This window comes from Eubacterium sp. An11 (assembly GCF_002161065.1).
Lineage (GTDB): Bacteria > Bacillota > Clostridia > Lachnospirales > Lachnospiraceae > Anaerobutyricum > Anaerobutyricum faecale.
The window spans coordinates 13,822-40,490 of sequence record NZ_NFLV01000029.1 but is presented as its reverse complement, the minus strand read 5'-3'; the positions used below and the strand labels follow the sequence as shown (position 1 = coordinate 40,490).

Here is a 26,669-nt window from a genome sequence, read left to right as displayed (position 1 = left end):
TTCTTCCCGTCAATGGGGCATTTTCTTTTCTCGAGAGGATTTCCTGCCTCAAATACTGCCACTTTCAGCTCCGGCGCCTTCTGCATCAGCTCATACGCCGCAAATATCCCGCCAGGTCCCGCTCCGATTATGATCACATCAAATCTATCCATACTGACTCTTTCCTTCCTTATACTTTAGCAAATGTAACAGACTCTGAAAAAGAATTGAATCTGCCTCTTTTGTTGAAAATGAGTGATTCAACTTCTTATTATATACAGGTACTTCTACCCTTAACCATAATATAGCATACCTGTAAATCTTTTTCGACGTTTCTTGCAACCCAGATCACATATTTGGTTCTCGCAATTGGTATCTTTTTTTATTGCATCAATTTTACTTTTTCTGGACATAAAATACCCCCAAGTAGGTTTTCTGTTTTTGTATCCTACTTGAGGGTATCATATCAAAACGGGGAATTCAAACTGTAGACACCTATGTATACAGATGTCTTAGCATATATAAATACTTGTATCATGTTTTTCGATATTGGGTAATATCTTTCCAATTTTCTGGAAATCCCATAAATTTCAATACTTCCTTTTCTGTGAAGCAGGAGGTCTTTTTTATGTAATGTTCGATTACCTTTATCAGTTCTTTTTTAAACATCAAAAACCAGTCATTCGGCAGCAAATATCTCATAGAAATCACCACGATTAACTGCTGTTCATAATTCAGAAAAATCTTTTTCACAAAACGCAACACCCTTTTATATAGTAAAATGGGGAGACCCTCGAAGGTTTCTCCCCAGGTTGCAGGCCCCGCAAGCATCTGCAACGCGATCACTGATACCAGCATAACCGACACCTTCAAAAATGTCAATCTGTTTTCAGTGACAATTTCATTTTATTCCGGACGTTTCTTATCTATACTAAGTATCCTGAAAGATAATCAAACCCTATAACTATCCTCCACTGCAAAGAGACAGGCACCAATACATTTACGCATCTGTAGATTCCGATTTAAGATCCGTGCATTTTGAGTTGCTCAGAAGGCACACACTCTCCACATGACAGCTGTGCCCGAACTGGTCCACCACTGCTACCCGTTCTATCTCATATCCTTCCTCGCAGAGGATGCGGCAGTCTCTGGCCAGGGTACCGGGATCGCAGCTCACGTAAACGATGCGCGACGGCGCCATGGTAGTCATAGTGTGGAGCAGGGTCTCGTCGCAGCCTTTCCGCGGCGGGTCCACGACGATGACGTCCGGGCGGATGCCGGTGCGCTGATACTCAGCCGGTACGATTTCTTCGGCCTTACCCACGTAGAAAGTGACGTTGTCCATCTGGTTGAGGGCGGCGTTGCGGCGGGCGTCATCGATGGCTTCTTTGACGATTTCCACGCCGTAAACCTGCTTGGCTTTCTGCGCCAGGAAGAGGGAGATCGTTCCAATGCCGCAGTAAAGATCCCAGACGATTTCCTCTCCTTTCAGGCCGGCGTACTCGAGAGCCTTGGAATAGAGAACTTTCGTCTGCACCGGGTTCACCTGGAAGAAGGAGAGCGGTCCGATCTGATAACGGACGTCTCCGATGTAGTCTTCGATATAATCTCTGCCCCAGAGGGTTTCACAGGACGCGCCGAGGATGCGGTTGGTCTTTTCTTTGTTGGTGTTGACCATGATGCTGGTCATGCCCGGAATCTGTCTCAGCTGTTCCACCAGAGCGGCGCTGTTTTTCAGCTGTTCCTTTTTGCCGTTTAAGACGAGACAGACCATGATCTCGCCGGTGACAAATCCCACCCGGGTGAGCACGTGACGGACCAGACCGGTGTGGCTCTTCTCGTCATAAGGGCGGATGTGGTTTTTGCGCAGATAACGCAGGATGATCTCCAGGATGTCTTTGTTGACCTCCGCCTGGATGAGGCAGTCGGTATTCGGCACGATGGTGTGGGTGCGCCCGGCGTAAAATCCGGCGATAATGCTGCCGTCCTTATCCAGCCCGATGGGATACTGAGCCTTGTTGCGGTAACGCCACGGATGTTCCATGCCGTAGATGGGCTCCATTTTTGCCTCGATGCCGTCAAAGCCTCCGATGCGTTTCAGGCAGTTTGCCACCTGATTCCACTTAAATTCTTTCTGCTTCTCGTAGGAAAGCTGCTGGATCTTGCAGCCGCCGCACTGCCTTGCCACAGGGCAGGGCGGAGTCACCCGGTCAGGTGATGGTTCCAGGATTTCCACCAGGCGGGCGTAGCCGTAATTTTTCTTTAGTTTCGTGACGGAGACCTTCGCTTTATCGCCAATGACCGTATCTTTAACGAACAAAGGAAAGCCCTGATATTTACCAAGGCCTTCCCCTTCTCTCGTGAAGTCTTCGATTGTCAGCAGAATCTCCTGATTCTTCTTTAACTCCATACTATGCTCCTTTATTTCACCATAGGGCCGCTGGTACTGCGGATGTTGCTTTCAAATAATTTATTATAGCCGCGCCACTCGCCGCTCTGGCGGTTTTCCTCAGCCAGGGCCTCAATGAAGGACTCCATCTTGGCGTCGGTATTGTCGGCAAAGTTCAGAGCCAGGGCTTCGATAAGCGCCGGTTTCTTCGGTGAACCGTACTCCAGCTCTCCGTGATGGGCGAGGATGCAGTGCTTAAGCTCATTGGCCAGCTTCACCGGAAATCCCTGAATACCCCGGATCTTCTCATCGACCATCAGGGTTCCCATGACGATGTGCCCGATGAGCTGCCCCTCGTCGGTGTAGTCATTTTCCGGGAAATCAGACAGCTCATTGACCTTTCCGATATCATGGCAGAGGGCTGCGGTGATCAGCAGATCCCGGTTCAGGATCGGATACTGGCTGCAGTAATAATCACAGAGCTTTGTCACATTCAAAGTGTGCTCCAGCAGGCCGCCCAGGAATCCGTGATGTACCCGCTTCGCCGCAGAATGTTCTTTGAACTTTTTGGCGAATTCCTTATCACCGAAAAATGCCACCAGCAGCTGGCGAAGGTATATGTTCTGGATGTGATTCACATAGCCCACCAGCTCTTTGTACATTTCATTCACATCCCTGGCGGAACACGGAATGTAATCCTGCGGCATATATTCGCCTTCTTTGACCCTGCGGAGACGGCGGACATTGAGCTGCAGGCTGCCCTGGAAGCTGGTGACTGTTCCCTCGACGCGGACATAGTCCATCTGCTCAAAAGTATCGATTCCATTGTTGAGTTCCCAGATCTTTGTGTCAATGACACCGGTTTTATCCTGAAGAATCAGGGAATAATACGTCTTCCCTGCCTTTGTTTTTGATATATTTTTTGACTTGCAAAGATAAACATCAGAGACGGTATCGCCTTCTCTGAATTCGTTAATATAACGCATACATAATTCCTTTCTATTATTTTCCACAAATGTACCGAACCATTCCATCCGCAGATGAAGACACAACATCCCGGACGAAAGTACAAACATTATACTCTACTTTCCTGATAATAACAACTGAAAATTCCTTTCCGGGCGCATTTTAGAGCCATATTTACTCATTTTTTACTTTTATCTCCTTTGCCACCGCTTCCGCCATCTGCCGGTGTCCCTGCTCATCCAGATGCAGCCCGTCCGCCCGGGAAGGTCCGGCGCAGTCAGCGCCGTTTAAGTAAATACAGCCTTCCTCCTGTGCAATCTGCTCATAGACCGGCGGAAGCTGCCGGGACAGGTTTACCGCCGCCATACCGCCGAATTCATCAGCATAATCCACGCCGATGATACGCTCGGAGATCAAGATCGGAGAGATGAGTAAAATCCTGCAGGGCTGCCCCGACGGATTTTTCTCGGCACTGATGCGCTTTATTTCCCGGATCAGCTGCCGGACATGCGCTCCGATGGATTCCGCCGTCTGACAGAATACTGTCTTCATGTCGTTGGAACCAAGCATCAGCACAAATAAGTCCACCGGAATGTGACTTCTGAGGCAGGGTTCCAGATAATAGACGCCGCTGCGCCAGGTTTCTCCCTCCGGCTCCAGAGCAGTGGTCCGGTTATTCAGTCCTTCCTCAATGACCTCATACTCCTCTCCCAAAAGCTTCGCCAAAACGCCCGGCCAGCGGACATCCTTCGGATACCTTCCCTGGGTGTATGGGTCATATCCATATGTATTGGAATCTCCGTAGCATAAAATACGTTTCAAAATCTATTTCCTCCCGTAAAAGATATTTTCCTGAAATGTGAAATCCTACATTTCTTATTGTATCTGCTTCCGTTTGACAAAACAATCATTTCATGTCACAATTATCAAAGTCATTTACAGGCAGTACATTTTCGGAGAGGGTGATTATTATGATTCGAAAACATGTCATCGTCCGCGGCCGGGTACAAGGAGTGGGATTCCGCTACATCACTTCTTCCATCGCCTCCAAATATCATGTGACGGGATGGGTGAGAAATGAGTACGACGGCAGCGTTGAAATAGAAGTGCAGGGGCCGGAACACCGGGTGGAAATGTTCTTAAGCGAACTGGGGCAGGGCTACCGGTTTGCCCGGATCGACTCCATGGATGTGACAGATATTCCTACGGTCAACGCGCTCAAAGAACAGCAGTTCCGGATCCGGCATTAGAACGTAACACTTGTCAATACTAACAATACTATCAGGAGATTTGTATGAACGATAAAGCACTGAAAACACTGGAGTATGACAAGATCATCTCCAGACTGGAGACCTATGCATCTTCTTCCATGGGTAAGAAGCGCTGCGCCTCTCTGCTTCCTTCTTCCGATTATGAAGAGATTTTGCAGGCACAGGAAGAGACCAGAGACGCTTTGAGCCGGCTTTATAAGACTGGTTTTTTATCTTTTCAGGGTCTGTCCGACATCCGTCCGCACCTTAAGCTGCTGGAGATCGACTCCACGCTGACAGCCAAAGAGCTTCTGGACATCGCCAGACTTCTTTCTATCACCGCCCAGGTGAAAGAATACGGTATGACCGAGGACGAAACCATGTCCTTTGACAGCCTGAATACTTATTTTGATATGCTGGAACCGCTGGAGTTTCTGCATCAGCGCATTACCAGCTGCATTTTGTCGGCGGATGAGATCAGCGATGACGCCTCCGCCGCTCTGCGGGACATCCGCAAGGAGATCAAACAGACCAACATCGCCATTCATAATAAACTGGCGTCCATCATCAATTCCCAGAGTAATAAGACTATTTTACAGGACGCCCTTATCACCATGCGAAACGGCCGTTACTGCGTACCGGTCAAGGCGGAATATAAGAATTCCTTCCAGGGAATGATCCACGACCAGTCTTCTTCCGGTTCCACACTGTTTATCGAGCCTATGGCGGTGGTACAGCTCAACAACAAGCTCAAAGAGCTTGATATGCAGGAGCAGGCGGAGATTGAGAAGATTCTCCAGGGACTGAGCGCCCAGGCCGCCAGCTGTACCAGAGACCTGGAAGAGGATCAGAAGATTCTCACCACACTGGACTTTATTTTTGCCAAGGCGAAGTACGCCAAAGATTATCAGGGTTCGGAACCGATTTTCAACGAGGACGGTGTCATTGATATCAAGCAGGCCCGCCATCCACTGCTGGACCCGAAAAAAGTGGTGCCTGTCCATATTTACATTGGGGAAGACTTCACCATGCTGCTGCTGACCGGTCCGAATACCGGCGGTAAGACCGTCTCCTTAAAGACAGTGGGACTGTTCCAGCTCATGGGCCAGGCAGGTCTTCACATTCCGGCCTTCGAGGGCTCCCGTCTGGCAGTTTTTTCCGATATTTTTGCCGATATCGGAGATGAACAGAGCATTGAGATGAATTTGAGTACATTTTCTTCTCACATGACAAATATCATCCAGATCTTAAAGGACGCCCAGCCGGATTCACTGGTTCTCCTGGATGAACTCTGCGGCGGAACGGACCCGACTGAGGGTGCGGCTCTCGCCATCTCCATCCTGGATGATCTGCACACAGCGGGCATCCGCACCATCGCCACCACGCACTATGCAGAACTGAAAATGTACGCCATGGACACGAAAGGCGTGGAGAACGGCTGCTGTGAATTCGATCTGGAGACATTGTCTCCGACCTACCGGCTGCTCATCGGCCTTCCGGGCAAGAGTAACGCCTTTGCCATCTCCAAACGGCTGGGACTGCCGGATTACATCATCGAGCAGGCGAAATCTCAGCTGGATGTTTCCGCCATTGACTACGAAAATATGCTGGCGGAGCTGGAGAAAAATAAGGCGGAAATCGAAAAAGAACAGGCGGAACTTTACAGCACCCGCCAGGAAATCGACCGCCTGAAAAATGAATTAAAAGAAAAACAGGATGACATCAAGGAGAAACGGGCAGAACTGCTTCGGCAAGCCCGGGAGGAAGCCCACAATATTCTCTCCGAGGCCAAGGAAGTGGCCGATGAATCCATACGGAAATACAATGCCTGGGCTCAGCACCCGGGGCAGAATAACACCAAAAAGATGGAAGCCCAGCGAAGTAATCTCCGGGGCCGCATGTCCAAGCTGGAAAAACAGCTGGCCTACAAGGGCAAGAAGGCCAAACATATCCTTCGGCCGGAAGACTTCAAGGTGGGCGACCCGGTATTTGTCACCACTCTTTCTTTAAAGGGTACGGTCAAATCACCGGCCAACAAAAACGGCGATCTGACGGTACAGATGGGATTCCTGAGTTCCACCGTCAACTACAAAGATCTGGAACTGCTGGACGCCAAAAAAGAAGCGCCGCAGGAGAAACCGAAGGATCACTACAGCATCAACAAGGCAGCCACCATCTCGCCGGAGATCAACCTGCTGGGCTGTACTGTGGATGAGGGGATCCAGCGTCTGGAAAAATATCTGGATGATGCCATGATCGCCGGACTTTCTTCCGTGCGTGTGGTACACGGCAAAGGCACCGGCGCTTTACGAAAGGGCATCCATGAGTATCTGCGCCGCCAGAAGTTTGTGAAATCCTATCATCTGGCAGAATTCGGCGAAGGCGACGCCGGCGTGACCATCGTAGAATTCCGGTAATAAAAAACTGCGGCAGAACTTTTTGTTCGCCGCAGTTTTTTAAATTTCCATATGAAGGCTGAAATACTCCAGCGTCGCCTTCGCCACCAGTTTTCCTTCCTCTGTCCGGATATAGACATCATAAGTCAGCAGATTCTTTCCGGCTTTCAGCTCCACCGCCTCCGCGATGAGTTTTTCCGGATTCATAGCCGCATTTAGGTAAGAAATCGTACCGTTGGCGGTGGTCACCCGGCTCCCCCTTGAGGAAGCGGCGGTGCCTCCCACCGAGTCAGCCAGGAAAAAAATCACGCCTCCGTGGACGGAACCAATGGGATTCACGTGATACTCCCGGTAAGATAACTCTCCTTTCGCCCAGCCCGGGCCCACATCGGTGATCTCAATACCCATGTATTCCGAAGCTGTTCCTTCCAGACGGCGGTACCGGAGCACTTTATCAAAAAACTCCTTTGACGTATAATAATTCTCTTTTGTATTACCACTCATAATGATGTAACTGTCCTTCCCTCTGAAGCTCCTTAAATCCCTGCTGGCGAAGCGCCTCATACAAGATAATGGAGACTGAATTTCCAAGGTTCAGTGAGCGGATCGAATCCAGCATAGGAATCCGTACCGCCGTTTCTTTATAATCCAGAAGGATCTCTTCCGGAATTCCCGCGCTCTCCTTGCCAAACATGATGTAGCAGCCGTCCTCATATTCCACTTCCGTGTAAGTCTGCTTTGATTTGGTGGTAGCCATATAGATCTTTGCGCCGGGATTTTTCTCCAGAAAATCTTCAAAATTCACATATCGGCGCACATCCAGCTTGTCCCAGTAGTCAAGACCTGCTCTCTTTAACATCTTGTCGTTAATTTTAAAGCCCAGAGGCTCGATCAGATGAAGGACGCTGCCCGTGGCCACGCAGGTTCTGCCGATATTTCCCGTGTTGGCCGGCATTTCCGGCTCATGCAATACAATATTTACCATAATTACCCCTCATTCTTTTGTGCAATTGCCTGACAGACGGCACGGGAATCCATGTCCCCGTTCTTATGCCGCAGCATCATCTCTCCCGCAGCCGGTTCACAAAACGTTCCAGTCTGCCGAGAGCTTCTTTCAGCTCTTCGATGGAATACGCGTAGGAAATTCGCAGGAATCCCTCCCCGCAGTCTCCGAAGGCAGTTCCCGGAACTACCGCCACCTTTTCTTCTTTTAAGAAACGGCTGGCAAATTCATCGGAACTCATGCCGAACTCCTTAATGCAAGGAAATGTATAAAAGGCGCCTTCCGGCTCAAAACAGGAAAGCCCCATATCTTTAAACTTCTGCAGTACAAAACGCCGCCGCTGATTGTAAGATTTCCTCATGAGATTCACATCGTCATCGCCGTTATTCATGGCTTCCACCGCCGCATACTGGCTGGTGGTCGGCGCCGCCATGATGGCAAACTGGTGAATCTTTGTCATCTGCTCCACGATCAGCTGCGGGCCGGCTACATATCCGAGCCGCCATCCCGTCATGGCAAAGGCCTTGCTGAAACCGTTGATGACAATGGTCCTCTCCCGCATCCCCGGGAAGGAGGCGATGGAGCAGTGTTCTGCCTGATAGGTCAGCTCCGAATAGATCTCATCGGAGATCACAAACAGATCTTTCTCCTTCACGATGTCCACGATCGGCGCCAGGTCTTCCTTTGTCATAATGGCACCCGTCGGGTTATTCGGGAAGGTGAGAATCAGAATCTTTGTCCTGTCGGTGATGGCAGCCCGCAGTTCCTCCGGCGTCAGCTTAAACGCGTTCTCCTCTTTCAGCTCGATGGTCACCGGCACACCGTCGGCCAGCTCGATGCATGGAAGATAGGACACATAGCACGGTTCCGGAAGAATCACCTCATCTCCGGCATTTAGCATGGCCCGCAGCGCCAGATCAATCCCCTCGCTGCCTCCCACGGTGACTAAAATCTCATGGACGGGATCATAGTGAAGCTTCAGCTTCCGCTCCAGATAGCCGGCGATGGCCTTCCGCAGTTCCATAAGCCCGGCGTTGGACGTATAGAAGGTCCTTCCCTTTTCCAGAGAAAAAATACCTTCCTCCCGGATATGCCACGGAGTATCAAAGTCCGGCTCCCCCACTCCCAGAGAGATGGCGTCCGGCATCTCCTGAACCAGGTCAAAAAACTTCCGGATTCCGGATGGTTTGATCTTGATAACTTTATCGGAAAGCGGATTTCTCATGGCGTCACCTTCATTCTGTTGCTCTCATCCTTTTCCATCAGAATCATACCGTGATCTTTATACTTCTTCAGTACGAAATGTGTCGCCGTACCCGATACTGCCTCCAGGGTGGAGAGCTTGGTTGACACAAACATGGACACCTCTTTTAAGGTCTTGCCTTCCAGAAAGACTACAAAGTCAAAAGCGCCGGACATCAGATAAATGGACTTCACTTCCGGATAATTACAGATGCGTTCCGCCAGCTTTTCAAAGCCCTGTCCCCGCTGAGGAACCACGCTGACCTCAATGAGAGCCGTTACCTTTTCTGTATCTGTCTTATCCCAGTTGATAAGGGTAGGATATCCGCAGATAACCCCCTCTTTTTCCATTTTTTCAATCTCTTCCAGCACAACGGAATCATCCGTTCCCAGCATGATCGCCAGATCATGCAAATCTATTCTGCTGTTGTTTTCCAGCATTCTCAAAATCTCATTACGCATAGTCTCCTCCATTGATACATTTATAATATTGTAACAGTTCATCTTCCTTCGGCGGTTCCAGATACCGGATCTCATCGTCATAGCGGATAATCTTATCATTATTATCCGTGGTCCGCCCGATGACCGCCGCCCGGATTCCTGCCTGGAGAAGAGCCGCCACCGCTCTCTCTCCCTTTTCACAGACTGCCAGCAGTGTGCCCCCGGAGCGGAGCATATACGGATTCAGACGGAAAAACTCGCAGACCTCAATGGTATGCTGCCGGATCGGTATGCGTTTAAGCTCTATATCCAGTCCTGTGCCTCCCGCGGCAGACAGTTCCCACAGGCCGGCAAAAACGCCGCCTTCTCTCACATCATGGATGGCCGCGGCTCCGTTTTCCCTCAGAAGTTCCGCCGCCTCCTTCATGGAACCATCATCAAACAGCTGTTCTGCCTCTTCCACAAAAAACGCCGGATATCTGGAAAGCAGCTTCTCCGCCTGCTCGCAGGCCAGCATGGCAGCTCCTTCCCGGCCGACGGTTCCCGCCGCCACAATATCCATGCCCGGGCGGACAGATTTCCACTGGTCCGGGACAGGAAAGCCGGATGGCACTCCGTCCTTCTTCCCGAGAGCCGTCACAGAAATCACCAGATCACTGACAAACGGTGACACAGCCGTATGTCCCGCCAGACAGCAAATGTCCTCCTGGCTGCACAGAGTGTCCAGCTCTCTCATCAGACCTTTCAACTGCGGCTCCTCCGTTTCTCCCGGCATTAAAATTACCGGCGCGATTCCCACCGGAACAGCTCCCGCCGCCGCCAGGCTGTTCACCGCGCCATAAACCGCCCGGCGGGCTGCCAGCGTCCACCCTTCCACAGGATTGACGCTGACAGCGATAAACCGGGACGCCAGATCATCCTCTTCCTCCGGACAGACACCGCCTGCCGGGAAAAGGCCGGCATCCTCCCCATATCTGGGAGAGCCGGTCTGACTCTTTGTATGTAATTGTCTTAAAACAGAACGTTTTAATATACTCTCTTTTACCTTTCCCGGGCGCATGTTCTCCCCCTCTTCCGGTTTCCCGGTTATTTTTTATTTTTAGACTTTTTATTATTTTTACTGCTGCTCTTCTTCGTATCTTTTTTATTCTTATCGCCGGATTTCTTCTCAGTACTGCTGGAAGCCGGCTTTTTGGTTCCCACCCGGACCACCTTCGGCACAGACATATACGAACTGCTGTTAACCTGCACCCGCTCTTTTTCCTTGCCATTTTTATAAATGACCTTCCAGAGCTTCGCCGTATAACCAGTTCTTCCTGAACTTTCCACCACGGTCTTTCCCTGTTCCAGACTGCTGTCTTTCACAGTCTTTTCTGATGGCGGATTGGTGGATGTGGTTTCAGATACAAACTCAATGGAACGGTTCTTATTCCGGTATTCTTTTCCATAAATGGTAAAGGTAATATTGCTTCCATCGGTTTTTCCTTCTATGTAAACCGGGTTGTCCAGATTATTTTTAAACTTCAAATCCTTATCTGTACCCGCGATGGCAGCATCCTCAGAAAGTTCCACATAATGCACGGTCATAGAGTGATTCTGGCGTTCCGTGACCTCAAGCTCTGCCCGTAGCACCGCATTATAGAGGGTCGTCGACACCTGACAGATGCCGCCCCCGTAAGTCTGCACTGTGGTTCCATTCTCATAGGAGCCCGCCAGACGATATCCATTCTCCGCGTCAAATGGTGATACTTTATCATAAACAGACATGGAATCTCCCGGATACAACAATGTTCCATTGATCAGCCTCGCTCCATTCTCCACATTGACACACCGACCCTCCGAAGAATCAGCGTAAGATGTAGTAAATGTACCAAGCTTATCCTGAACAACACTGAGTTCATCAGCCGTATGCTCCGCCGGATCTGTCTCATAATCCATCGCCAGCGTCACATCCTGCTGATTCCAGTCGGCGCTCTCCACCATCTCTATTAACTTCCGGGCATTTGCCTTAAAATCAATGGAAATGCCATCTACCTCATCTTTAATGACAAACTTCCCATCTTTCCTGGACAGCTGCGCGTCCTTTTTCTTTGTTTCAAAGCTCTTACCCTTTTTCTTGACAATCTTTTCCGTTTCTTCCTGGTCCACGGAAAATTCCAGAGGAATATTTCTGCCCCGTGCGGCCAGCGCCTGCACTTCCAGCACCCTCTTTACAATATTTCCCTCTCTTCCAAACTGTTCGGCCTGTTCCACGGCGTCTGCATTCGTGCATGTAAGCCCCATTTTCCTGAGCGGGAAACTTTTTTCTTTATCTCCCACCTGCAGAGTGACAGTCTTATCCGAAAGTTCTTCCAGATAATGATCAAGCTTTTCCTCCGCTTCCTCCCGGCTCAGTCCTCCGACATCCATTCCCTGTATGGTCACTCCGGGATAAATGGTATCAATATTTACATACCGGCTGTAATAATTCCAGCTATAGGCGCCGAACCCTGCCAGGCCGGCTATGACGATAAACAACAGCAAAAGACCAATTTTTTTCTTCATATTGACTCCCTACTCCTTTGTTTATCTGCAATATGTTCCGCCGCCGATCAAATCATCATCGGTACGATAGATGTGACAACCAGAGCTGCGATTACAATAACAATGATAATTGCAGATATTCTTTGTCTTTTCTTCGGATCCATAACAGCCTCTCTTTCCTTATATATAAAATCTGACAAAAGGTACTTCACTATTCTAAAGCATTTCCCTTTGACATTCAAGTGCCTATTTGATGGCAAGAGTCACAATCCGCGCATTTTTATTCAGCGGATTTCTCCAGCTGTAATCAAACAGGCAGAAGCAGGCTTTTTCTTCCAGAATCCCTTCCTCCACCAACCGCACGGCATCAAAATGAAATTTCTCCATATGACTTCTGTTAGCCGCCTTTTTGGAATCATACAAACCTTTCTCCCACTCCTCCGGAAACAGCTCCGCTCCGCGGTTTCTGTACATTTCCTTCCACTGCTGCCGGAAAAGAGACACATCCTGCGCCCACTCCGGACGGGACTTCATATTTTCTCTCAGGTACATATCCAAAAGTAACACTTCATCCTGAAATGGAAGAGCGATTCCCTGTTCCTGCAGAAATTCTTTCAGAATCTGATATCTGCCCATGCGGTTATAATTCATTTTATGACAACCTTTCCGTCGATATGACAAAGAAAATTGTTCAAAAAAATCAAAGGGACTTTGAAATTGCGGAACCACATACTGAAGCGTGCAGGTAAACTGTCCGCTGTTATAATAAAGCTCCACCAGCTCTTCAATACCCTTGAGGCGGATCACCTCATCATAGCTGAGCCACCGGGTAGACAACACCTCATACGGAGGCTGGCTGCGGTAACGGATACCATGCTCCTTCACCTCCGCCTCCATGCAGGTCCCTTTCAGCACCTTTAAGAATCCCAGCTGCAGCTGATCCGGATGATGCGCATACAGATCATTGAACGACACCCGGAACTGCTCATAGCTTTCAAAAGGCAGCCCGGCGATCAGATCCAGATGCTGATGGATATTGCCCAGCGCATGTACCTTATCCACATTTTCAAAGAGTTTATCCAGATCCATCTTCCGGTGAATGGCCGCAACGGTCTGCGGATTGGTGGACTGCACGCCGATTTCCAGCTGAATCAGTCCCGGACGCATCTTAGCAAAAAGCGCCAGCTCTTCCTCATCCAGCAGATCCGACGAAATCTCAAAATGAAAATTGGTCACTCCGTTATCATGCTCGTAAATATAACGCCAGATGGCCATGGCATGCTGCTTGCTGCAGTTAAATGTCCGGTCCACAAACTTCACCTGAGGCACCCCGGCGTCAAGAAATCTCTGCAGTTCCGGCAGCACCTTTGAAAGAGACCGAAAACGCACCGTCTTATCCACCGAGGACAGGCAGTAACTGCAGGAAAACGGGCAGCCCCGGCTGCTCTCATAATAGATGATCTTATGCTCAAACAGATGAAAATCTTCATATACAAATGGAATGGCATCCATGTCCATGACCGGTGCGAAACCGGTGTTATGGATGGCAGATGCCTCAGATGAAGTCCCGCTGGCAGCCCGCCGTCCGGCAGCTTCATCCCTCCAGGCCACTCCCGGCGGCATATCTTCCTGCAGCAGCCCGGCCGCATCCACCGCCTGCTCCTCCGCCCGGGTCACCAGCGCCGTAAAAGTTTCCTCTCCCTCTCCCTGCATCACCAGATCCACCGCCGGGTTCTCCTGCAGGAAGCGCTCCGCATGATAAGATACCTCCGGCCCGCCGGCCCAGATACGTACCTGCGGACTTACTTTTTTTAACTCCTCCGCCAGCTCCCGCACATAGGCAATATTCCAGATATAGCAGGAAAAGACCACCACATCCGCCTTCTCCTCATAGATATCCTGCAAAATATTCTCCACATAATGATTGATGGTATACTCTTTGATCACATACTCCGCGCTGGCCGGTCCGTTTTTCTCCCCATAAGCTTTCAGGCAGAAAATGGCCAGATTGGAATGAATATATTTGGCATTGATGCCGCACAATAAATAACGCATATTGACAGTTACCTCCCGGAAAATAATACTGTATGATAGAATAGCAGCCCGCAGCCGCGCACTATGCACGGCCCGGGTTAGAACAGTAACAATATAATACCTTATTTTTCGAATAATAAAAAGGGGACTTGCAAACAACAAGTCCCCGATGTATAATCAAAACAGAAAAGGTATTCAGATACAAAATCTGATGCCCTCCGCAAAATTAATTGATAACTATTAAGAAATAGCATCCGTTGAAGACTTTAGCAGAGGAATTTCAATTGGATGCTATTTCTTATGTCCGTCTATGTATGTCAACGCCGCAAATATAACTAACAATAAAGTTAAAACTTCCATAATAGTCATGGGCATCCCCTCCTTAGTAAGACTGGAGGGCTTTTAAGAAATCGCATCCGCTTTTCTGAAATAATTATACACAAACAGTATATCACCTTTTACAGAAAACACAAGATTTCACAAATAATTTACCCGAAAAAATACTTGCATTTTACTTTTTCATATGATATTATAAATTTCGTCGCTAAGATGCGCGGGTGTAGTTCAATGGTAGAACACTAGCCTTCCAAGCTAGATACGTGGGTTCGATTCCCATCACCCGCTTTCAGAATGGTTTCCATTTTTTGAAAGAATATAGCTGACCAGTCTCATGACTTTGACTGATAACAGCTTATTAAAAACTTTTCGAATAATTGAAATTGTTCTTGACAATATGAATATTTGTGTTATAATCTTTCTTAGATGAGAGATAACACATTTCAAACATGCACGAGTGGCTCAGTGGTGGAGTATCGCCTTGCCAAGGCGAGGGTCGCGGGTTCGAATCCCGTCTCGTGCTTTTTTTGTTGCCATTTTTTATTGTATCACTGATACATTTTTATTATCGATACAGAAAAGCCCCTGTACAGTATGGGTAACCGTTTTCCCCGTCAGCTTCTGTTCTGACCCGGAATCCTTTCATACCTTTACCTGTCCAGGGGCTTTTCTCATTTATATTTAATTTCTCTCTCTGCAATACTACAATATGTCTAAATTTCCCTTTACAACATCTTCCGGTACTCTTCTTCCACAAACAGGACCGTGTCGATCAGATCATCCACGCTCAGATACTGATATCTCTGGAACATGAGCTGCCAGTCGATCATGAGAGAAAGGGTCTGCGCATGTTTTTTATCTTCGAGATTCTCAATGACTTCAAAATCCGGATATTCTATCTCACCAGTGCAGCGGAACCAATTCACAATGGAAGCGTAACCCGGAGCATCCCGCATCACCTCATCGAGAATACTGCGGCACAGACCGCCGGCTCCCTGATATCGTTCTTTGGCGTCTTTATTCCAGCAGGCTGTGAAAGTCTTAAAATATGTCTCAAAAAGGTTCTTGATGGTCGCCAGCAGATATGCCTTGAACTCCCTTCGCTCCGCTTCCGACGGAAACGGCTTAAAACAGGCGGCACAATACTGAGAAAGAATATTCCCTGTGAGATAACCCAGGTCATAGCCAAACGGCCCCATGAAGGAAAACTCCATGTCGATGACCTTCATGGCATCTTCCGATGCAAAAATATTGGAAGTATGAAGATCCGCGTGGATCAGACCGTCAGCATGGCTCATAAAACTTCTCCGGAGCTTAAACCGCTCCGTCTCAAATCGATGGTCATACATGATGCCTTTGGCAAAGTTATTATAGTCTTCACCAAGTCCCCGTTCCACCTCTGTATTAAAAATGTCCATGAATGCGCCGTCCTCCATGACCCTGCGCATCTCCGTGTTGGCAAACTTAGCCTGCAGCTGCCGGTATTCTTCCCGGCTGAGAAAATATTCCGATGTGTAAAACTCCGTCTTTGCCATACATTCGCCGCACTGCCGGCCCAGCTCCGGAAACATCCGGTTCTTATTAAACTGAAAACGTACAATCCGCAGATCAGAAACATCCTCCATGACAAAGAGATTATTCTCCTTATCCTGGAATTTAAGAAACGGCGTATACTCCGGCACGATGGCATACCGAATCCGCATGCTGTCATACTCCAGCCCGTTCCGGTACATAGCCATAGGATCCAGCCCCGTCCGGGCCAGTTCCTGTCCCTGCTTTAATACATAATTCCCTTTATCTGTATGAATTCTGAAAATATAATTGACATATCCGTCGCCGTCCTCTTCCGGGCTGCCGTCCCCCACCTGGGAAATGGTCACTGAACCGTCATCCTCAAAATCCGGCATATGTTCTTTCAGGTATGGAATTATATTTTCTTTCGTTATATTCAGCATATTCTTCCCCCAAAAACATATACATACATAAACACAATAATCCATATTCATTATAAAAAAAATCTACAAATACCGGAAGAGAAATCTTTGTTCATGAAAGCGACTTATTGGCTTTCACCGCAAAGAAATGCAAAAATAAAAGGAGGATTTTCCTATGTTAGCAGCCTTCATCAGCTTGATCGCCGCCTTCGGAGGCGGCGTACTGGGTGCGTCCATCGGCGCCCTGCCGGCCTTTATCATGACAGGAGTGGTTGCCGCCGCCGGAGGCATCCTTTCCTGCGCCGGGATTCCCGAAATCAGTGAACTGCTGGTCAATAACATCGCTTTTGGCCCGTTCCTGGGGCCTCATGTCTGTTTTGCAGGCGGTGTCGCCGCTGCCGCTTACGCGAAACAAATCGGAAAAACAGAAAACGGAGCAGATATCGCCCTGGCTTTAAACGGACTTGGCGACAGTCTTGTTCTCGTGGTGGGCGGTCTCTTCGGCATGCTCGGATACATCATTGCCGGCATTGTCAACGGCCTCTTCGCCCTGACACCTTTTTACACTGACAATCCCGGATGCACTGTCTTTATCTCCGCCGTCATCGTCCGGCTTCTGTTCGGCACCCGAGGAATGTACAGTGCTCCGGGATCCCGCCGGTTCTTAAGCAAAGGCTCCCGTCTCTCCAACACTTTACTTCTGTCCTTTGCCTACTCACTGGCTGTATCCGGCGTCTACGTTGCGCTGGCTCTCCAGGGCTACGCTTCCCAGCTCGGCTCCTATCATATTGTCATTTTCGGGCTGGCCGCCATCGGACTTCTCTTCGCTGAATTCGGGCAGGCGTATTTCGGATGGCATCACATCGGCATTATCTCCGCCGAAGCAGTCATGTGCGGCTGGACCTGCGGTCTCGGCGCCGGCGCGCTCATCCTCGGCATTATCTTCGGAGTGCTGGCCGGTATCATCGGAGACATCGAAGGAAATCTGCTGAACACCGATGTGGATTCCCACATCGACCCGCCGGCAACCGCTATTTTTATCTGTACCATTCTCATTTCCATCGTTTATGTGATTCTGGGCTGAAAAAACTTTCTCACGTTAAAATTCTGACACTAAAATAAGAAGCCTGCTGCCAGACAGCCCCGGAAACTATCCTTTAAAAACAGTTTCCAGGGCTGCTGTCTGACAATTCCTTCGGTTCTCACTGATTTTCTTCACATTTCTTCCATAATTTCCTCAAAAAGTCTTCAACATTTCCTCACAGATCGTTCACAAAAAATCATTAGAATAAAGACATCAAATAACAAAACAGTTATTTGTTTCATAGATTTTTTCATACTTTTCTCTCCTCTTAAGCCGGCCAGCCGCCGGCTTATTTTTTGTCAAATATTATCGTATTAACTTTCCAAAATCGTATATTTGTGTTAAAAGAGTACATACGAAGAGTTTATGGTTATCATTGCTGCTGCAGGTTTAATCGTATCCATCCTGAATATGAAAAATAAAAAGCAGCCGTCCCGCTCTCGGTAAAGATTGGACAACTACTTCTTTAAAGTAAAAATCTGAAATTTCCCGGAGCAGATGGGATGCAGCCATCTTTTCCAGTCGTCTTGTTAAGCATATTATACGTCTGATATACTTTGTTGTCAATAAAAATAATGCCCAGAACCGGAATCGAACCAGTGACACGAGGATTTTCAGTCCTCTGCTCTACCAACTGAGCTATCTGGGCATCTGCTGCGTGACTCGCAACGATGATATTTTACTATATATAAAAGCGGATTGTCAAGATATTCTTACGATAAAATACATTTATTAAAATATATTCGTTACAGCAGCCGGCGGAGTCCCGGCACTTTTTTGAGCACCAATGTCAGTACGTATCCCGCCGCAAACACTGATGCGCAGACCAGCAGAGCCGACAACATATGGTTCACGTGCCAGTCTTCCCGAAATACATTCCACAGGCCGGAAAAATATTCTTTGATCAGCATATGGAGCAGATAGATCCCGAAGGTGCAGCCGCCCAGGGAAGTGATGATTTTCTTCGCTGTGCCCGGCACACGCTGTCCCGTTTTTCCGGACCAGAAATATTTCAGGGCCACATAAATCGCTATACACGGAAAGACGATGAAGGAAGAATGAAAGGTCTGTGAAGTCTCTTTGGTACACTCTCCGGTCACTCCATACATGTAATTGATCATATAGCAGGCTGCCATGATACCGGCGACACCCGCCAGAGCCCAGAGACCGACAGTTTTTCCAGTGCATTTCTTCCAGTCATATACATTTTCCAGATAATACCCCAGGAGGGGCCAGAACACGATATCCGCCAGAATCCAGGCAGGACTCAGCTGTTGGTACAGATGTACTCTGCCCTGCGACAGCCGGTATTCCAGGCAGGGGATCACCGATACAAAAACAATATATAAGACAATCAGATATCTATAGTAATTCTCTGATATATTTTTTACCATGGCTCGGAGGAAGGGCAGCGTCATCAAAAGAGCAATGTAAGCGTAAATATACCAGTAGGCATACGTCACTCTTTTAGCATAGAGTTTATAAAAGAAGTCTCCCACTGACAGAGTCCCGCCCGGCGAATACAGTCCGGTGCCAATATAAGTAATGACAGAAAAAATGAACAGCGCCAGCGCCATTCTCATAATCTTCTCCGACCATATTTTCTTAAAAGACATATCTTTTCGCAAAAGCAGGGCGCCCGCGATCATAAAAAACAGCGGCACCGATATTTTGCACAGCACCGACAAAAACATATACGCCCAGTATGTCAGGCTTCCCTTATCGTAAAAAGCAAATAGAAAGAAACCGTCATTGCCCGTATGATTAAAAATCACAAAAAACGCCGCAAAAATGCGGATAAACTCAATGTGAATCAGATTACGTTCTTTTTTCATGTTCTCACCAATTCTTATGCGGCAGGACGTCCGGGGAAGTTCCGTTCGGAAGTCCCCTGACATCAGGAAACGGCATGACAGAGTCCTCCTCTCTCATGCCGTCATGGTTACAGATACTGGCGAAGCCACTCCGCCATTTCTTCGTATGCTTTTTTCTGCAAGGAATAATATGTCCATTTCCCGTTTTTTCTCGCCTGCACCACGCCGGCGCTCAGCAAAATCCGCATATGATGGGAAAGGGTGGATTGTCCGAAATCCATTTCGTTTAACAGTTCGGTGGCGTTATACTCTCTTTCATGCAGCAGTTCGAGAATCTTGAGACGATTCTCGTCCGACATTGCTTTAAATACTCTGGCCTGGACAATGTATTTTTTATTCATACTCACATACTCCTTTGCAAACAAACGTTATTAAATCTCCCAAAGTCCTTCTTTGTTCTCCATGCCCTGCAGTTCCACTTTGACATTGGAATCTTTGATCTGCAGTTCCGGATTCTTTACGATTACTTTGGTAAAAGGAGGCACGGATTTGGTTACAAATGCGCCGCCGGATACGATGACGCCCTCCCCGATCACCGTTTCACCGCCAAGGATGGAAGCACCGGAATATACGGTTACATGATTTTCAATTGTAGGATGCCGCTTTTTGCCTGCCAGCTTCTGACCGCTTCTGGTGGACAGGGCGCCCAGGGTCACGCCCTGGTACAGCTTAACGTAATCACCGATCTCTGTGGTCTCACCGATTACCACGCCTGTGCCGTGGTCAATAAAGAAGTACTCACCGATCTTCGCGCCGGAGTTGATGTCAATTCCGGTCCGGCTGTGGGCATACTCCGTCATGATCCTCGGCAGAAACGGTACGTCCTGCACATAAAACTCATGAGCAATCCGGTATACAAAGATTGCAAAAAGTCCAGGATAGGAGAACACTACTTCTTCCCTGCTCTTTGCAGCCGGGTCGCCGTCAAAGCCTGCCTGCACATCCTTCATCAGCATCTGCTGAATGTCCGGCAGACGACGGAAGAACTGTGCGCAGATATTCTCCGCCATCTCTTCAATGTCCTCCTCGCTGTATTTATCATAATCTCTGTAAAACAAAGATGCCGCCACTTCTTTCTTCAAAGCGGTATACACATGGGTGAGGCAGTCTCCGATAAAATAGTCCGGGGAAATCACGGTAATATTCTCATCGCCGAAAAATCCCGGGAACATCACCCGGCGCAGATCTTTCAAAATGCCGATAACGCTTCTCCGGTCCGGAAGATGTCTGTTGCCTTTGGAAACAATAAAATCCATGCTGTGGCAGTTCTCTGTCATTCTGGCAGATGCATTTAAAATTAAGTCTTTCATTGATTCATTCATAGCCTGATCTCCATCTGTCTGAAATATGCATTTACACCGGCTCCCGCCTCCGGCCCTTTCTTTCTGTATACAAAAGAACCGAAGACCGGCCGTCTACTGGCTAAATTATAACAAACCGCCGGAAAAAAAACAATGAAATCCTTTTAAAAGCCGCCGCCGGAAACATCCATTTTCTCGTCGCCGCCGGCTGCGGTTCCGCTGGCGCCGCACCAGTTGCAGACCACCTTGTCAGAGCCGTCATAACAGCTGACTTTTCCGCAGCTTCCGCAGACAAAACATTTCTTCGCACCGCAGTAAGGGCAGCCCGGATATTCTTCATCGGTATAAAAACTTCCGGTGAAGTTCGCTTTGTCAAAACCTTCCTTTTCCGCCATCTCTTCTTTTATCTTAAAAGCCCAGGTGCGTACCCAGTCATTATCTCGTTTTTCAATCCGGATTCCGTACAATTTATCATTGGCGCATTTGGCCAGAATCACGCTTGCTTCTTTCTTCATGGAATTCCTCCTTCTATGATTGATAGGTATTTCCCTCGTTTCTCTGCTCTCCGCCGGTCCTGTAAACAAAAGCAATGGAAATGTCATCCCCGCTGCCTTCTCTGGTTCGTTTCTCAAAATTGCGCCGCAGACTTTTTTCCATGCGTTCCTCATCTCCGAACATCTGAGCCAGGAGTCCGTGATATTTCAGAAAATCCTCCTCGCTGGCAAAGGACTTAAACAGTCCGTCAGTGGACACAAAGAGCGCCCGCACCGGTTCCTCAGTGTACCAGTGTTCAAAGAAATGTATCGCGTCAGTATTACACAGAGAAGACGTATAGTTGGCGTGAGAATTTTTATCCTCCACGGGAATAAACAGCCGGTCGGCACTGTCCAGAACCACAAAGCCGCCGTCTCCCAGCACCAGACCGAAAGCGAAACCATCGGCGATCACTGCAGCCAGCACGGTGCTGCCGTAAATCACTGCCGTGCGGATATTTCCGCCCGCCGCCTTCTGTTTCTCCTCTTCTTCCTCCGTAAGCGGGTTTTCCAGATGATACTCTTCCACGGCCTCCCGCCATTTCATGAGGATCTGTTTCTCCATCTGACTTAAGATAAACTCCGGATGGGCCCAGAACTGCTCCCGGAAATCCGCCCGGCTCATGTAATTCTTCAACAGTTCGATGGTAATCTTCACCGCAATCCGGGAACCGGCATCGCTGCGGAAATGTTTCGCACTGCCATGGCCGTCCGCCGCCACCGCGATGGCGAAAGAATCGGCCACATACACGCCCGCACTGTCCTGGCAAACGATGCCTTTCCGGATATGGCTGTCTCCGGTTACCGTGGTATGCAGTCCCCGGAACATTTTACCAGCCCTCATCAAACTCGATATCCAGGTCGTCCAGATCCTCCAGATCTTCCACGCCCAGCACATCCTGTTTGATCTCCTGCACCGCTTCCACCATCTGTTCCTTCTTGGCACCTGCCACATCTTCCATGGAACGCTCTCCTCTGGCGTCAGTGAGCGTCATGCTGGTGCTTCCGATCTTTGAAGAGGTTACCGCAATCTCCCGCACCAGCTTCCGGAGCATTTCCGCGCCGCAGGCCTGCAGCACAAGCTCTTCATCGTCAGTAAACTCGTGCAGTACATCCATATCCACGTTGGAACCGATGGCCAGAGCGATCTTCAGGCCATACTGGAACCAACGGTTCTTTTTCAGCATCTCAAAACCTTTTTTGTAATTATCCGTCGGATATCCGTCCGTCAGCAGGAAAATCACCGGCGCATAAGATAATGACGGAGAGCGGAGGAAACCGTTTCTGGACAACTTAAGACTCAGTTCCTCACAGGCTTCACCCAGGTCAGTGACTCCGTCAGCTTTCAGATTTTCCCATCTCTGGTATTCTTCGATCAGTACCGGTTCCGGTGTGATCCACTCACATCCGGAGGAGAAGGACATCACCGCAATCTTCACATCGGTGCCGGCCTCTCCCACGCCGATCAGCTCCGGCAGGATCTCTCCCATAACTTTATTTAACGAATCCAGCTTCGTTCCCTCCATACTCTTGGAGGTATCCACCAGAAAGAAAATAACCATGCTCTTTTTTGCCGGAGGCATCGTCTCCAGCGGGTCGATGGCGTCTATGCTCTGTTCTCTGTATCTGCTGCTCATTTTCCAGCCTCCTTTATCTTGATTCTATATCCTGTCGTTCCTCTTCCGGCGCTGCCTTCTGCATCAGCCGAAGACTCCACTCCTCCCCGGTCTCAAAACGCACCTGCATGCCATTCCAGATAGGAATCCCCTGCCCTTCTTTAATCTCTCTGGTGCTTCCGTCAGGGAAAAGTCCGCGCCAAACGCCTCTGCTCACATTTTTGATACCGTACAGTCCCTTTTTCTGCCGGTTCTCTGCCACCACCGCGGTCACTGTATCCTTATCAAAGGCATCTCTTCCGGTCTGGCAGGCATATAGTTTTACGCCTTCCGCCAGAAGGATCCGGTTCATGCCGTCCGAGAGGACGTAATAGGTCTTGCCGCAGACCGGACAGAGCAGGGTTCCGTTTTCTTTCGGACGCAGCCGGTTGGAAAATCCCTGAAACCCGCAGCCGCAGACCTGATAATCCATCATCAGACGAACCAGCGTCTGTTTCCAGTCCACCTCCGTGGGACGGAGCTCACAGAGGGTGCCTCCGTCCATAAACGCTCTCTGGAACATTTTCTTTAAAATATCCGGGTATTCCTCCCAGTAATGGATCAGTTTATCCTGAATTCCCTTTACCGGGGTATTCTCATTTTCTCCGAGATCCATACAGAACTGTCCCTGCTCCGCCCGGAACACCTCTTTCTCCAGGGGGGAAAGGAAACAGCGGTTCACCATCTTTTTGCCCTCAAAAGGCGAACCCGTATGGAAAAAATATTCAAACAGAAAAACTGCCATAAAATACCGGTCTGTTTCCACCGTAAAAGGCAGCTCCTCCGCCGTCGTTCCTTCTTTTATGCATTCCACCAGTTCCGGCGCCAGAAATTCATTGATCTCCACCGGACCGGCCGCCAAAAGGACATCTACCGCCGCAGTTTCATCTTCTGTCCGGCCCATTTCCTTTTCTTTTTTTGCCGGCTCCCGTTTCTGCATCTCACCTGTGGCCAGGGAAAACCGGAACATATCCGCTGAATCACTACGGAACACCTCTCCCTCCCGGTGAAGCTTTTCAAAATACTCCACGAGATGAAATGCTCCTTCCAGCAGAGCCTTCATGGTGGAAAAACAGGCGGTCTTTTTTACCTTTCTGCCTGTCTCATCCGCCACCGTCCTGGTCTCATCGCAGATTTCCCGGAGCGACGCCCAAACTGTTTCTTTTTTCTCACTCATTGTCTTTTTGTTTCACCGCCATTATCCGGCGCATACGCCGTTATTCTGTCCATTTCACAGGGAACCGCTCCTGCTGATTCCATTTTCCTGTGAAATCTTCTCTCCGATTCCTTTTTCCTGTGAAATATTCTCCCTGATCTCCTTTTCCTGTGAAATCTTCTCTCTGATCTCCTTTCACAGAAGAATCTTTCCATGGATTCCATCGCCGAAATCAATCTCCAATCCCTTCCAGATCGGGACACCTTTCCCCGGTCCCACTTCCCGGAGGGAATGATCCGGATACAATGCCTGCCAGGTCTGACGAGACATGTTTTTGACGCCGAAAAGGCCTTTTTTCAGGCGATTCTCAATAACCGCTCCGGTCACAGTCTCAAAATCGTCGTTGCCTTTTTCTGTGACGCAGCGATAGAGCTTCGCCCCCGGATACAGAGGCATCTCAAAATCCCGGACACTCATAGTGTAAATCGGACTGCCGCAGTTCTGGCAGACCAGAGAATGTTCTCCCGTCTTCTCGAAAGAAGACAAGAAGGCGGTCCGCCCGCAGCTACAGTGTATAATGTCCATTTTCAGCTGCATCAGCATCTGGATCCAGTTCTTTTCAATGATACGGGCGTTCGGCTCCTGGATCCCGTAAGTAAAGGACAAAGTAAACGCCTGTCTTATATAATCCGGGTAAATCTGCCACAGCTTGATGACATTATCATGGACGCCTTTTACCGGCCGGTTGGAAGCGTCGTTGGGATCATAGACAAACACCGGATCTCTTCCATAATGAATGAGATCGTTCTCCTCGGTCATGACCACACACTGGAGCACCTTGCTGCCCTCCAGCGGATCTCCCCGGAAAAACAGCTTGAAAAGCACTACCGCCAGGGAATATCTGTCCGTGAGAACGCCCGGTTTGGCAATGCCCCGGACCACCTCCGGCGCCATAAATCCCGGCATACCGCCGATACCGAAGTTATCGCCGTCCGGCGCCACGTTATCACAGTCGCACACCAGCACGTCGCCGGTCCTTGTATCAATAAAGAAACCACCGTCATTCAGATCCTGATAACTCTTTCCTGCCAGATGCAGGGCACGGAAGGCCTTTACAATATTGAGAGCCGCCGCGATCATCACATCCAGAGAAGCGAACTTCACCTTTCTCTTGATGGCCGGCCGGCCTTTCGCCAGCGGTTTCTCCCATTTGTATCCGTTATAAATATCTGTAAATGAGTCGTAGCCTGACGGCGCAAGCCGCATCAGATAGCCAAAGGCTCCATTCTTTTTCTGCTCCGTCAGAAACAGCGGCCAGATAAACTGTTTGCCGCCTTCCGGCGCTCCGTCCTCGATGTTTCTTCTCAAGTTATTGCGAAACGCTTCCGGATTCTTGATACGGCTGATAAAATACCATTTCAGCGCATATTCTCTGCCGTTATAGCGCACCAGATAGACGATGCCCTGACCGCCCCGGCCCAGTTCCCGGGACACCACCGCCTCGCCGCCGGCCTCCACCGGAATACGTTCTCCTATCTTTAATTCTCTCATTTTATCTTACCATCCTTCATTGGTCGTCAACTTTCCCGGCGGGAAACCCGTCTCTCCCGGCTCCGCCTCCGGTTTACCATCCTTCATCAAAATCCACCGCATCCAGATCCACGGCCTCTCCCAGAATATCTTTCGTACCGGAGCGAATCTCTTCCACCAGTACCTGCTGCTTGGCCATGGCGACCACCTCTTCGCCCGGCTGCTGTCTGCTGCTGTTATCCACCAGTGCCAGACTGCGGCTGCCAATCTGCGAGGATGTCACCGCCAGCAGTTTGATCAGTTCCCGGAGCTGCTCCGCATTCTTCGCCTGCACTGCCAGCTCATCATTGCCGGTAAAAGCCCGGAGCACATCCATATTGACTTTGGAGCCGATACCCAGAGCGATTTTCAGTCCATGCTGGAACCATTTATTCTGTTTGAGAGTCTCAAGCCCCTTCTTCCAGTCATCGTTGGGTGAACCGTCCGACAAAAGGAAGATCACCGGCGCGAAAGAGATGGAGGGCGAATTGAGAAAACTGCTTCTGGAAAGCTTTCTGGAAAGCTCCAGGAAAGCGTCTCCCATGAAGGTCAGCCCCTCTGCTTCCAGACGGTTCCAGTACTGATATTCCTCAATTCGCACTGGTTCCGGTGTCACCCATTCCACATCGGTGGAGAACTTCATAATGGCGATCTTCACATCGGTGGACGCCTCTCCCACCCCGATGAGAGATGGCAGCAGCTCTTCCATGGTGCTGTTCAGGGAGCCGATCTTCGTTCCCTTCATACTTCCTGATACATCGATCAGGAAAAAAATGGTCATACTCTTTTTGGCCGGCTCCATGGCATCCAGAAAATCATCCTCATAGGCGTCCGCCTTCACCGACGGAATCTCATCGCTCACCAGACTCCGGTTCATGCGGTTCCGTTTTAACAGAATATCATCGTCATCTACTTCATTTAAATCTATCCATTTTGGCATGTTCATTCCTCCCAAAAATATTTACGGCATTTCCGTCTTCATCCGCAGGACGCGCCATAATCTC

25 protein-coding genes and 3 tRNA genes are annotated in these 26,669 nt (G+C 49.1%); 5 read left to right on the top strand and 23 right to left on the bottom strand.

Annotated features, from left to right (window positions below; genetic code table 11):
- The 5 genes from B5E53_RS15630 to B5E53_RS15610 all read right to left on the bottom strand — a co-directional run.
- Positions 1–152, bottom strand: a 152-nt coding sequence (locus tag B5E53_RS15630; RefSeq protein WP_140401516.1) for an FAD-dependent oxidoreductase, incomplete at its 3' end; no start/stop codon positions are given.
- 361 nt (positions 153–513) lie between these two features.
- Positions 514–837: a hypothetical protein gene (locus tag B5E53_RS15625; protein ID WP_087316688.1), complete on the bottom strand. Its 324-nt coding sequence runs from the start codon at positions 835–837 to the stop codon at positions 514–516.
- Between the two features lie 142 nt (positions 838–979).
- A complete protein-coding gene (rlmD, locus tag B5E53_RS15620; RefSeq protein ID WP_087316686.1) occupies positions 980–2,389 on the bottom strand; it encodes a 23S rRNA (uracil(1939)-C(5))-methyltransferase RlmD in 1,410 nt (469 codons plus the stop codon).
- 11 nt (positions 2,390–2,400) lie between these two features.
- Positions 2,401–3,354 carry an HD domain-containing protein gene (locus B5E53_RS15615; RefSeq protein ID WP_087316690.1) on the bottom strand — a complete coding sequence of 318 codons (954 nt, stop codon included), beginning with the start codon at positions 3,352–3,354 and terminating at the stop codon, positions 2,401–2,403.
- Positions 3,355–3,508: 154 nt separating this feature from the next.
- Complete coding sequence (locus B5E53_RS15610; protein WP_162611942.1) at positions 3,509–4,156, bottom strand: SGNH/GDSL hydrolase family protein; 648 nt, start codon at positions 4,154–4,156, stop codon at positions 3,509–3,511.
- Positions 4,157–4,305: 149 nt separating this feature from the next.
- Here B5E53_RS15610 and B5E53_RS15605 point away from each other — a divergent pair, with 149 nt between their 5' ends.
- On the top strand, positions 4,306–4,584 hold the full coding sequence (locus B5E53_RS15605; RefSeq protein ID WP_087316682.1) for an acylphosphatase: 279 nt from the start codon (positions 4,306–4,308) through the stop codon (positions 4,582–4,584).
- Positions 4,585–4,628: 44 nt separating this feature from the next.
- Complete coding sequence (locus B5E53_RS15600; RefSeq protein ID WP_087316680.1) at positions 4,629–7,001, top strand: endonuclease MutS2; 2,373 nt, start codon at positions 4,629–4,631, stop codon at positions 6,999–7,001.
- 39 nt (positions 7,002–7,040) lie between these two features.
- On the opposite strand, the gene B5E53_RS15595 is transcribed toward B5E53_RS15600, so the two are convergent.
- From B5E53_RS15595 to B5E53_RS15565, 7 genes are all read right to left on the bottom strand, one after another.
- Positions 7,041–7,484, bottom strand: a complete 444-nt coding sequence (locus tag B5E53_RS15595) for a PaaI family thioesterase (RefSeq protein ID WP_162611941.1) — start codon at positions 7,482–7,484, stop codon at positions 7,041–7,043.
- Positions 7,474–7,965, bottom strand: a complete 492-nt coding sequence (trmL, locus tag B5E53_RS15590) for a tRNA (uridine(34)/cytosine(34)/5-carboxymethylaminomethyluridine(34)-2'-O)-methyltransferase TrmL (protein WP_087316676.1) — start codon at positions 7,963–7,965, stop codon at positions 7,474–7,476. The genes B5E53_RS15595 and trmL overlap by 11 nt, the downstream gene beginning before the upstream one ends.
- A 76-nt stretch (positions 7,966–8,041) precedes the next feature.
- Positions 8,042–9,208: an aminotransferase class I/II-fold pyridoxal phosphate-dependent enzyme gene (locus B5E53_RS15585; RefSeq protein ID WP_087316674.1), complete on the bottom strand. Its 1,167-nt coding sequence runs from the start codon at positions 9,206–9,208 to the stop codon at positions 8,042–8,044.
- Entirely contained in the window at positions 9,205–9,687 is a 483-nt protein-coding gene (locus B5E53_RS15580) for an Lrp/AsnC family transcriptional regulator (protein WP_242963775.1), read from the bottom strand. The genes B5E53_RS15585 and B5E53_RS15580 overlap by 4 nt, the downstream gene beginning before the upstream one ends.
- Positions 9,680–10,726: an AIR synthase-related protein gene (locus B5E53_RS15575; protein ID WP_087316669.1), complete on the bottom strand. Its 1,047-nt coding sequence runs from the start codon at positions 10,724–10,726 to the stop codon at positions 9,680–9,682. Before B5E53_RS15575 ends, B5E53_RS15580 begins: the two co-directional genes overlap by 8 nt.
- Positions 10,727–10,752: 26 nt before the next feature.
- Complete coding sequence (locus B5E53_RS15570; RefSeq protein ID WP_087316667.1) at positions 10,753–12,210, bottom strand: VanW family protein; 1,458 nt, start codon at positions 12,208–12,210, stop codon at positions 10,753–10,755.
- Between the two features lie 225 nt (positions 12,211–12,435).
- Positions 12,436–14,244 (bottom strand): B12-binding domain-containing radical SAM protein, encoded by a 1,809-nt coding sequence (locus B5E53_RS15565; protein WP_087316665.1) that lies wholly within the window; start codon positions 14,242–14,244, stop codon positions 12,436–12,438.
- A gap of 532 nt (positions 14,245–14,776) precedes the next feature.
- On the opposite strand from B5E53_RS15565, the gene B5E53_RS15560 reads away from it, so the two are divergent.
- Together B5E53_RS15560 and B5E53_RS15555 are read left to right on the top strand one after the other, a co-directional pair.
- A tRNA-Gly gene (locus B5E53_RS15560) sits at positions 14,777–14,847 on the top strand.
- 163 nt (positions 14,848–15,010) lie between these two features.
- Positions 15,011–15,082 (top strand) — tRNA-Gly (locus tag B5E53_RS15555).
- 202 nt (positions 15,083–15,284) lie between these two features.
- Here B5E53_RS15555 and B5E53_RS15550 read toward each other — a convergent pair.
- Entirely contained in the window at positions 15,285–16,514 is a 1,230-nt protein-coding gene (locus tag B5E53_RS15550) for a phosphotransferase (protein WP_162611940.1), read from the bottom strand.
- 154 nt (positions 16,515–16,668) lie between these two features.
- Between B5E53_RS15550 and B5E53_RS15545 the strand changes: the two genes are divergently transcribed.
- Positions 16,669–17,577, top strand: a complete 909-nt coding sequence (locus B5E53_RS15545) for a hypothetical protein (RefSeq protein WP_087316660.1) — start codon at positions 16,669–16,671, stop codon at positions 17,575–17,577.
- A gap of 576 nt (positions 17,578–18,153) precedes the next feature.
- On the opposite strand, the gene B5E53_RS15540 is transcribed toward B5E53_RS15545, so the two are convergent.
- From B5E53_RS15540 to B5E53_RS15495, 10 genes are all read right to left on the bottom strand, one after another.
- Positions 18,154–18,226 (bottom strand) — tRNA-Phe (locus B5E53_RS15540).
- Positions 18,227–18,323: 97 nt separating this feature from the next.
- Positions 18,324–19,412 carry an acyltransferase family protein gene (locus B5E53_RS15535; RefSeq protein WP_162611939.1) on the bottom strand — a complete coding sequence of 363 codons (1,089 nt, stop codon included), beginning with the start codon at positions 19,410–19,412 and terminating at the stop codon, positions 18,324–18,326.
- A gap of 107 nt (positions 19,413–19,519) precedes the next feature.
- On the bottom strand, positions 19,520–19,792 hold the full coding sequence (locus B5E53_RS15530; RefSeq protein ID WP_087316656.1) for a metalloregulator ArsR/SmtB family transcription factor: 273 nt from the start codon (positions 19,790–19,792) through the stop codon (positions 19,520–19,522).
- 30 nt (positions 19,793–19,822) lie between these two features.
- Positions 19,823–20,773 (bottom strand): serine O-acetyltransferase, encoded by a 951-nt coding sequence (locus B5E53_RS15525; protein WP_087316654.1) that lies wholly within the window; start codon positions 20,771–20,773, stop codon positions 19,823–19,825.
- A gap of 143 nt (positions 20,774–20,916) precedes the next feature.
- Positions 20,917–21,267, bottom strand: coding sequence for a TerY-C metal binding domain-containing protein (locus tag B5E53_RS15520; protein WP_162611938.1), 351 nt, complete (start codon positions 21,265–21,267; stop codon positions 20,917–20,919).
- 13 nt (positions 21,268–21,280) lie between these two features.
- A complete protein-coding gene (locus B5E53_RS15515; RefSeq protein WP_162611937.1) occupies positions 21,281–22,129 on the bottom strand; it encodes a PP2C family serine/threonine-protein phosphatase in 849 nt (282 codons plus the stop codon).
- A complete protein-coding gene (locus tag B5E53_RS15510) occupies positions 22,116–22,922 on the bottom strand; it encodes a VWA domain-containing protein (RefSeq protein ID WP_087316648.1) in 807 nt (268 codons plus the stop codon). The genes B5E53_RS15515 and B5E53_RS15510 overlap by 14 nt, the downstream gene beginning before the upstream one ends.
- A 13-nt stretch (positions 22,923–22,935) precedes the next feature.
- Positions 22,936–24,117 carry a hypothetical protein gene (locus B5E53_RS15505; protein ID WP_087316646.1) on the bottom strand — a complete coding sequence of 394 codons (1,182 nt, stop codon included), beginning with the start codon at positions 24,115–24,117 and terminating at the stop codon, positions 22,936–22,938.
- Between the two features lie 174 nt (positions 24,118–24,291).
- Positions 24,292–25,647, bottom strand: a complete 1,356-nt coding sequence (locus tag B5E53_RS15500) for a serine/threonine-protein kinase (protein WP_087316644.1) — start codon at positions 25,645–25,647, stop codon at positions 24,292–24,294.
- A gap of 73 nt (positions 25,648–25,720) precedes the next feature.
- Positions 25,721–26,605 carry a VWA domain-containing protein gene (locus B5E53_RS15495; RefSeq protein WP_087316642.1) on the bottom strand — a complete coding sequence of 295 codons (885 nt, stop codon included), beginning with the start codon at positions 26,603–26,605 and terminating at the stop codon, positions 25,721–25,723.
- Between the last annotated feature and the right edge of the window lie 64 nt (positions 26,606–26,669).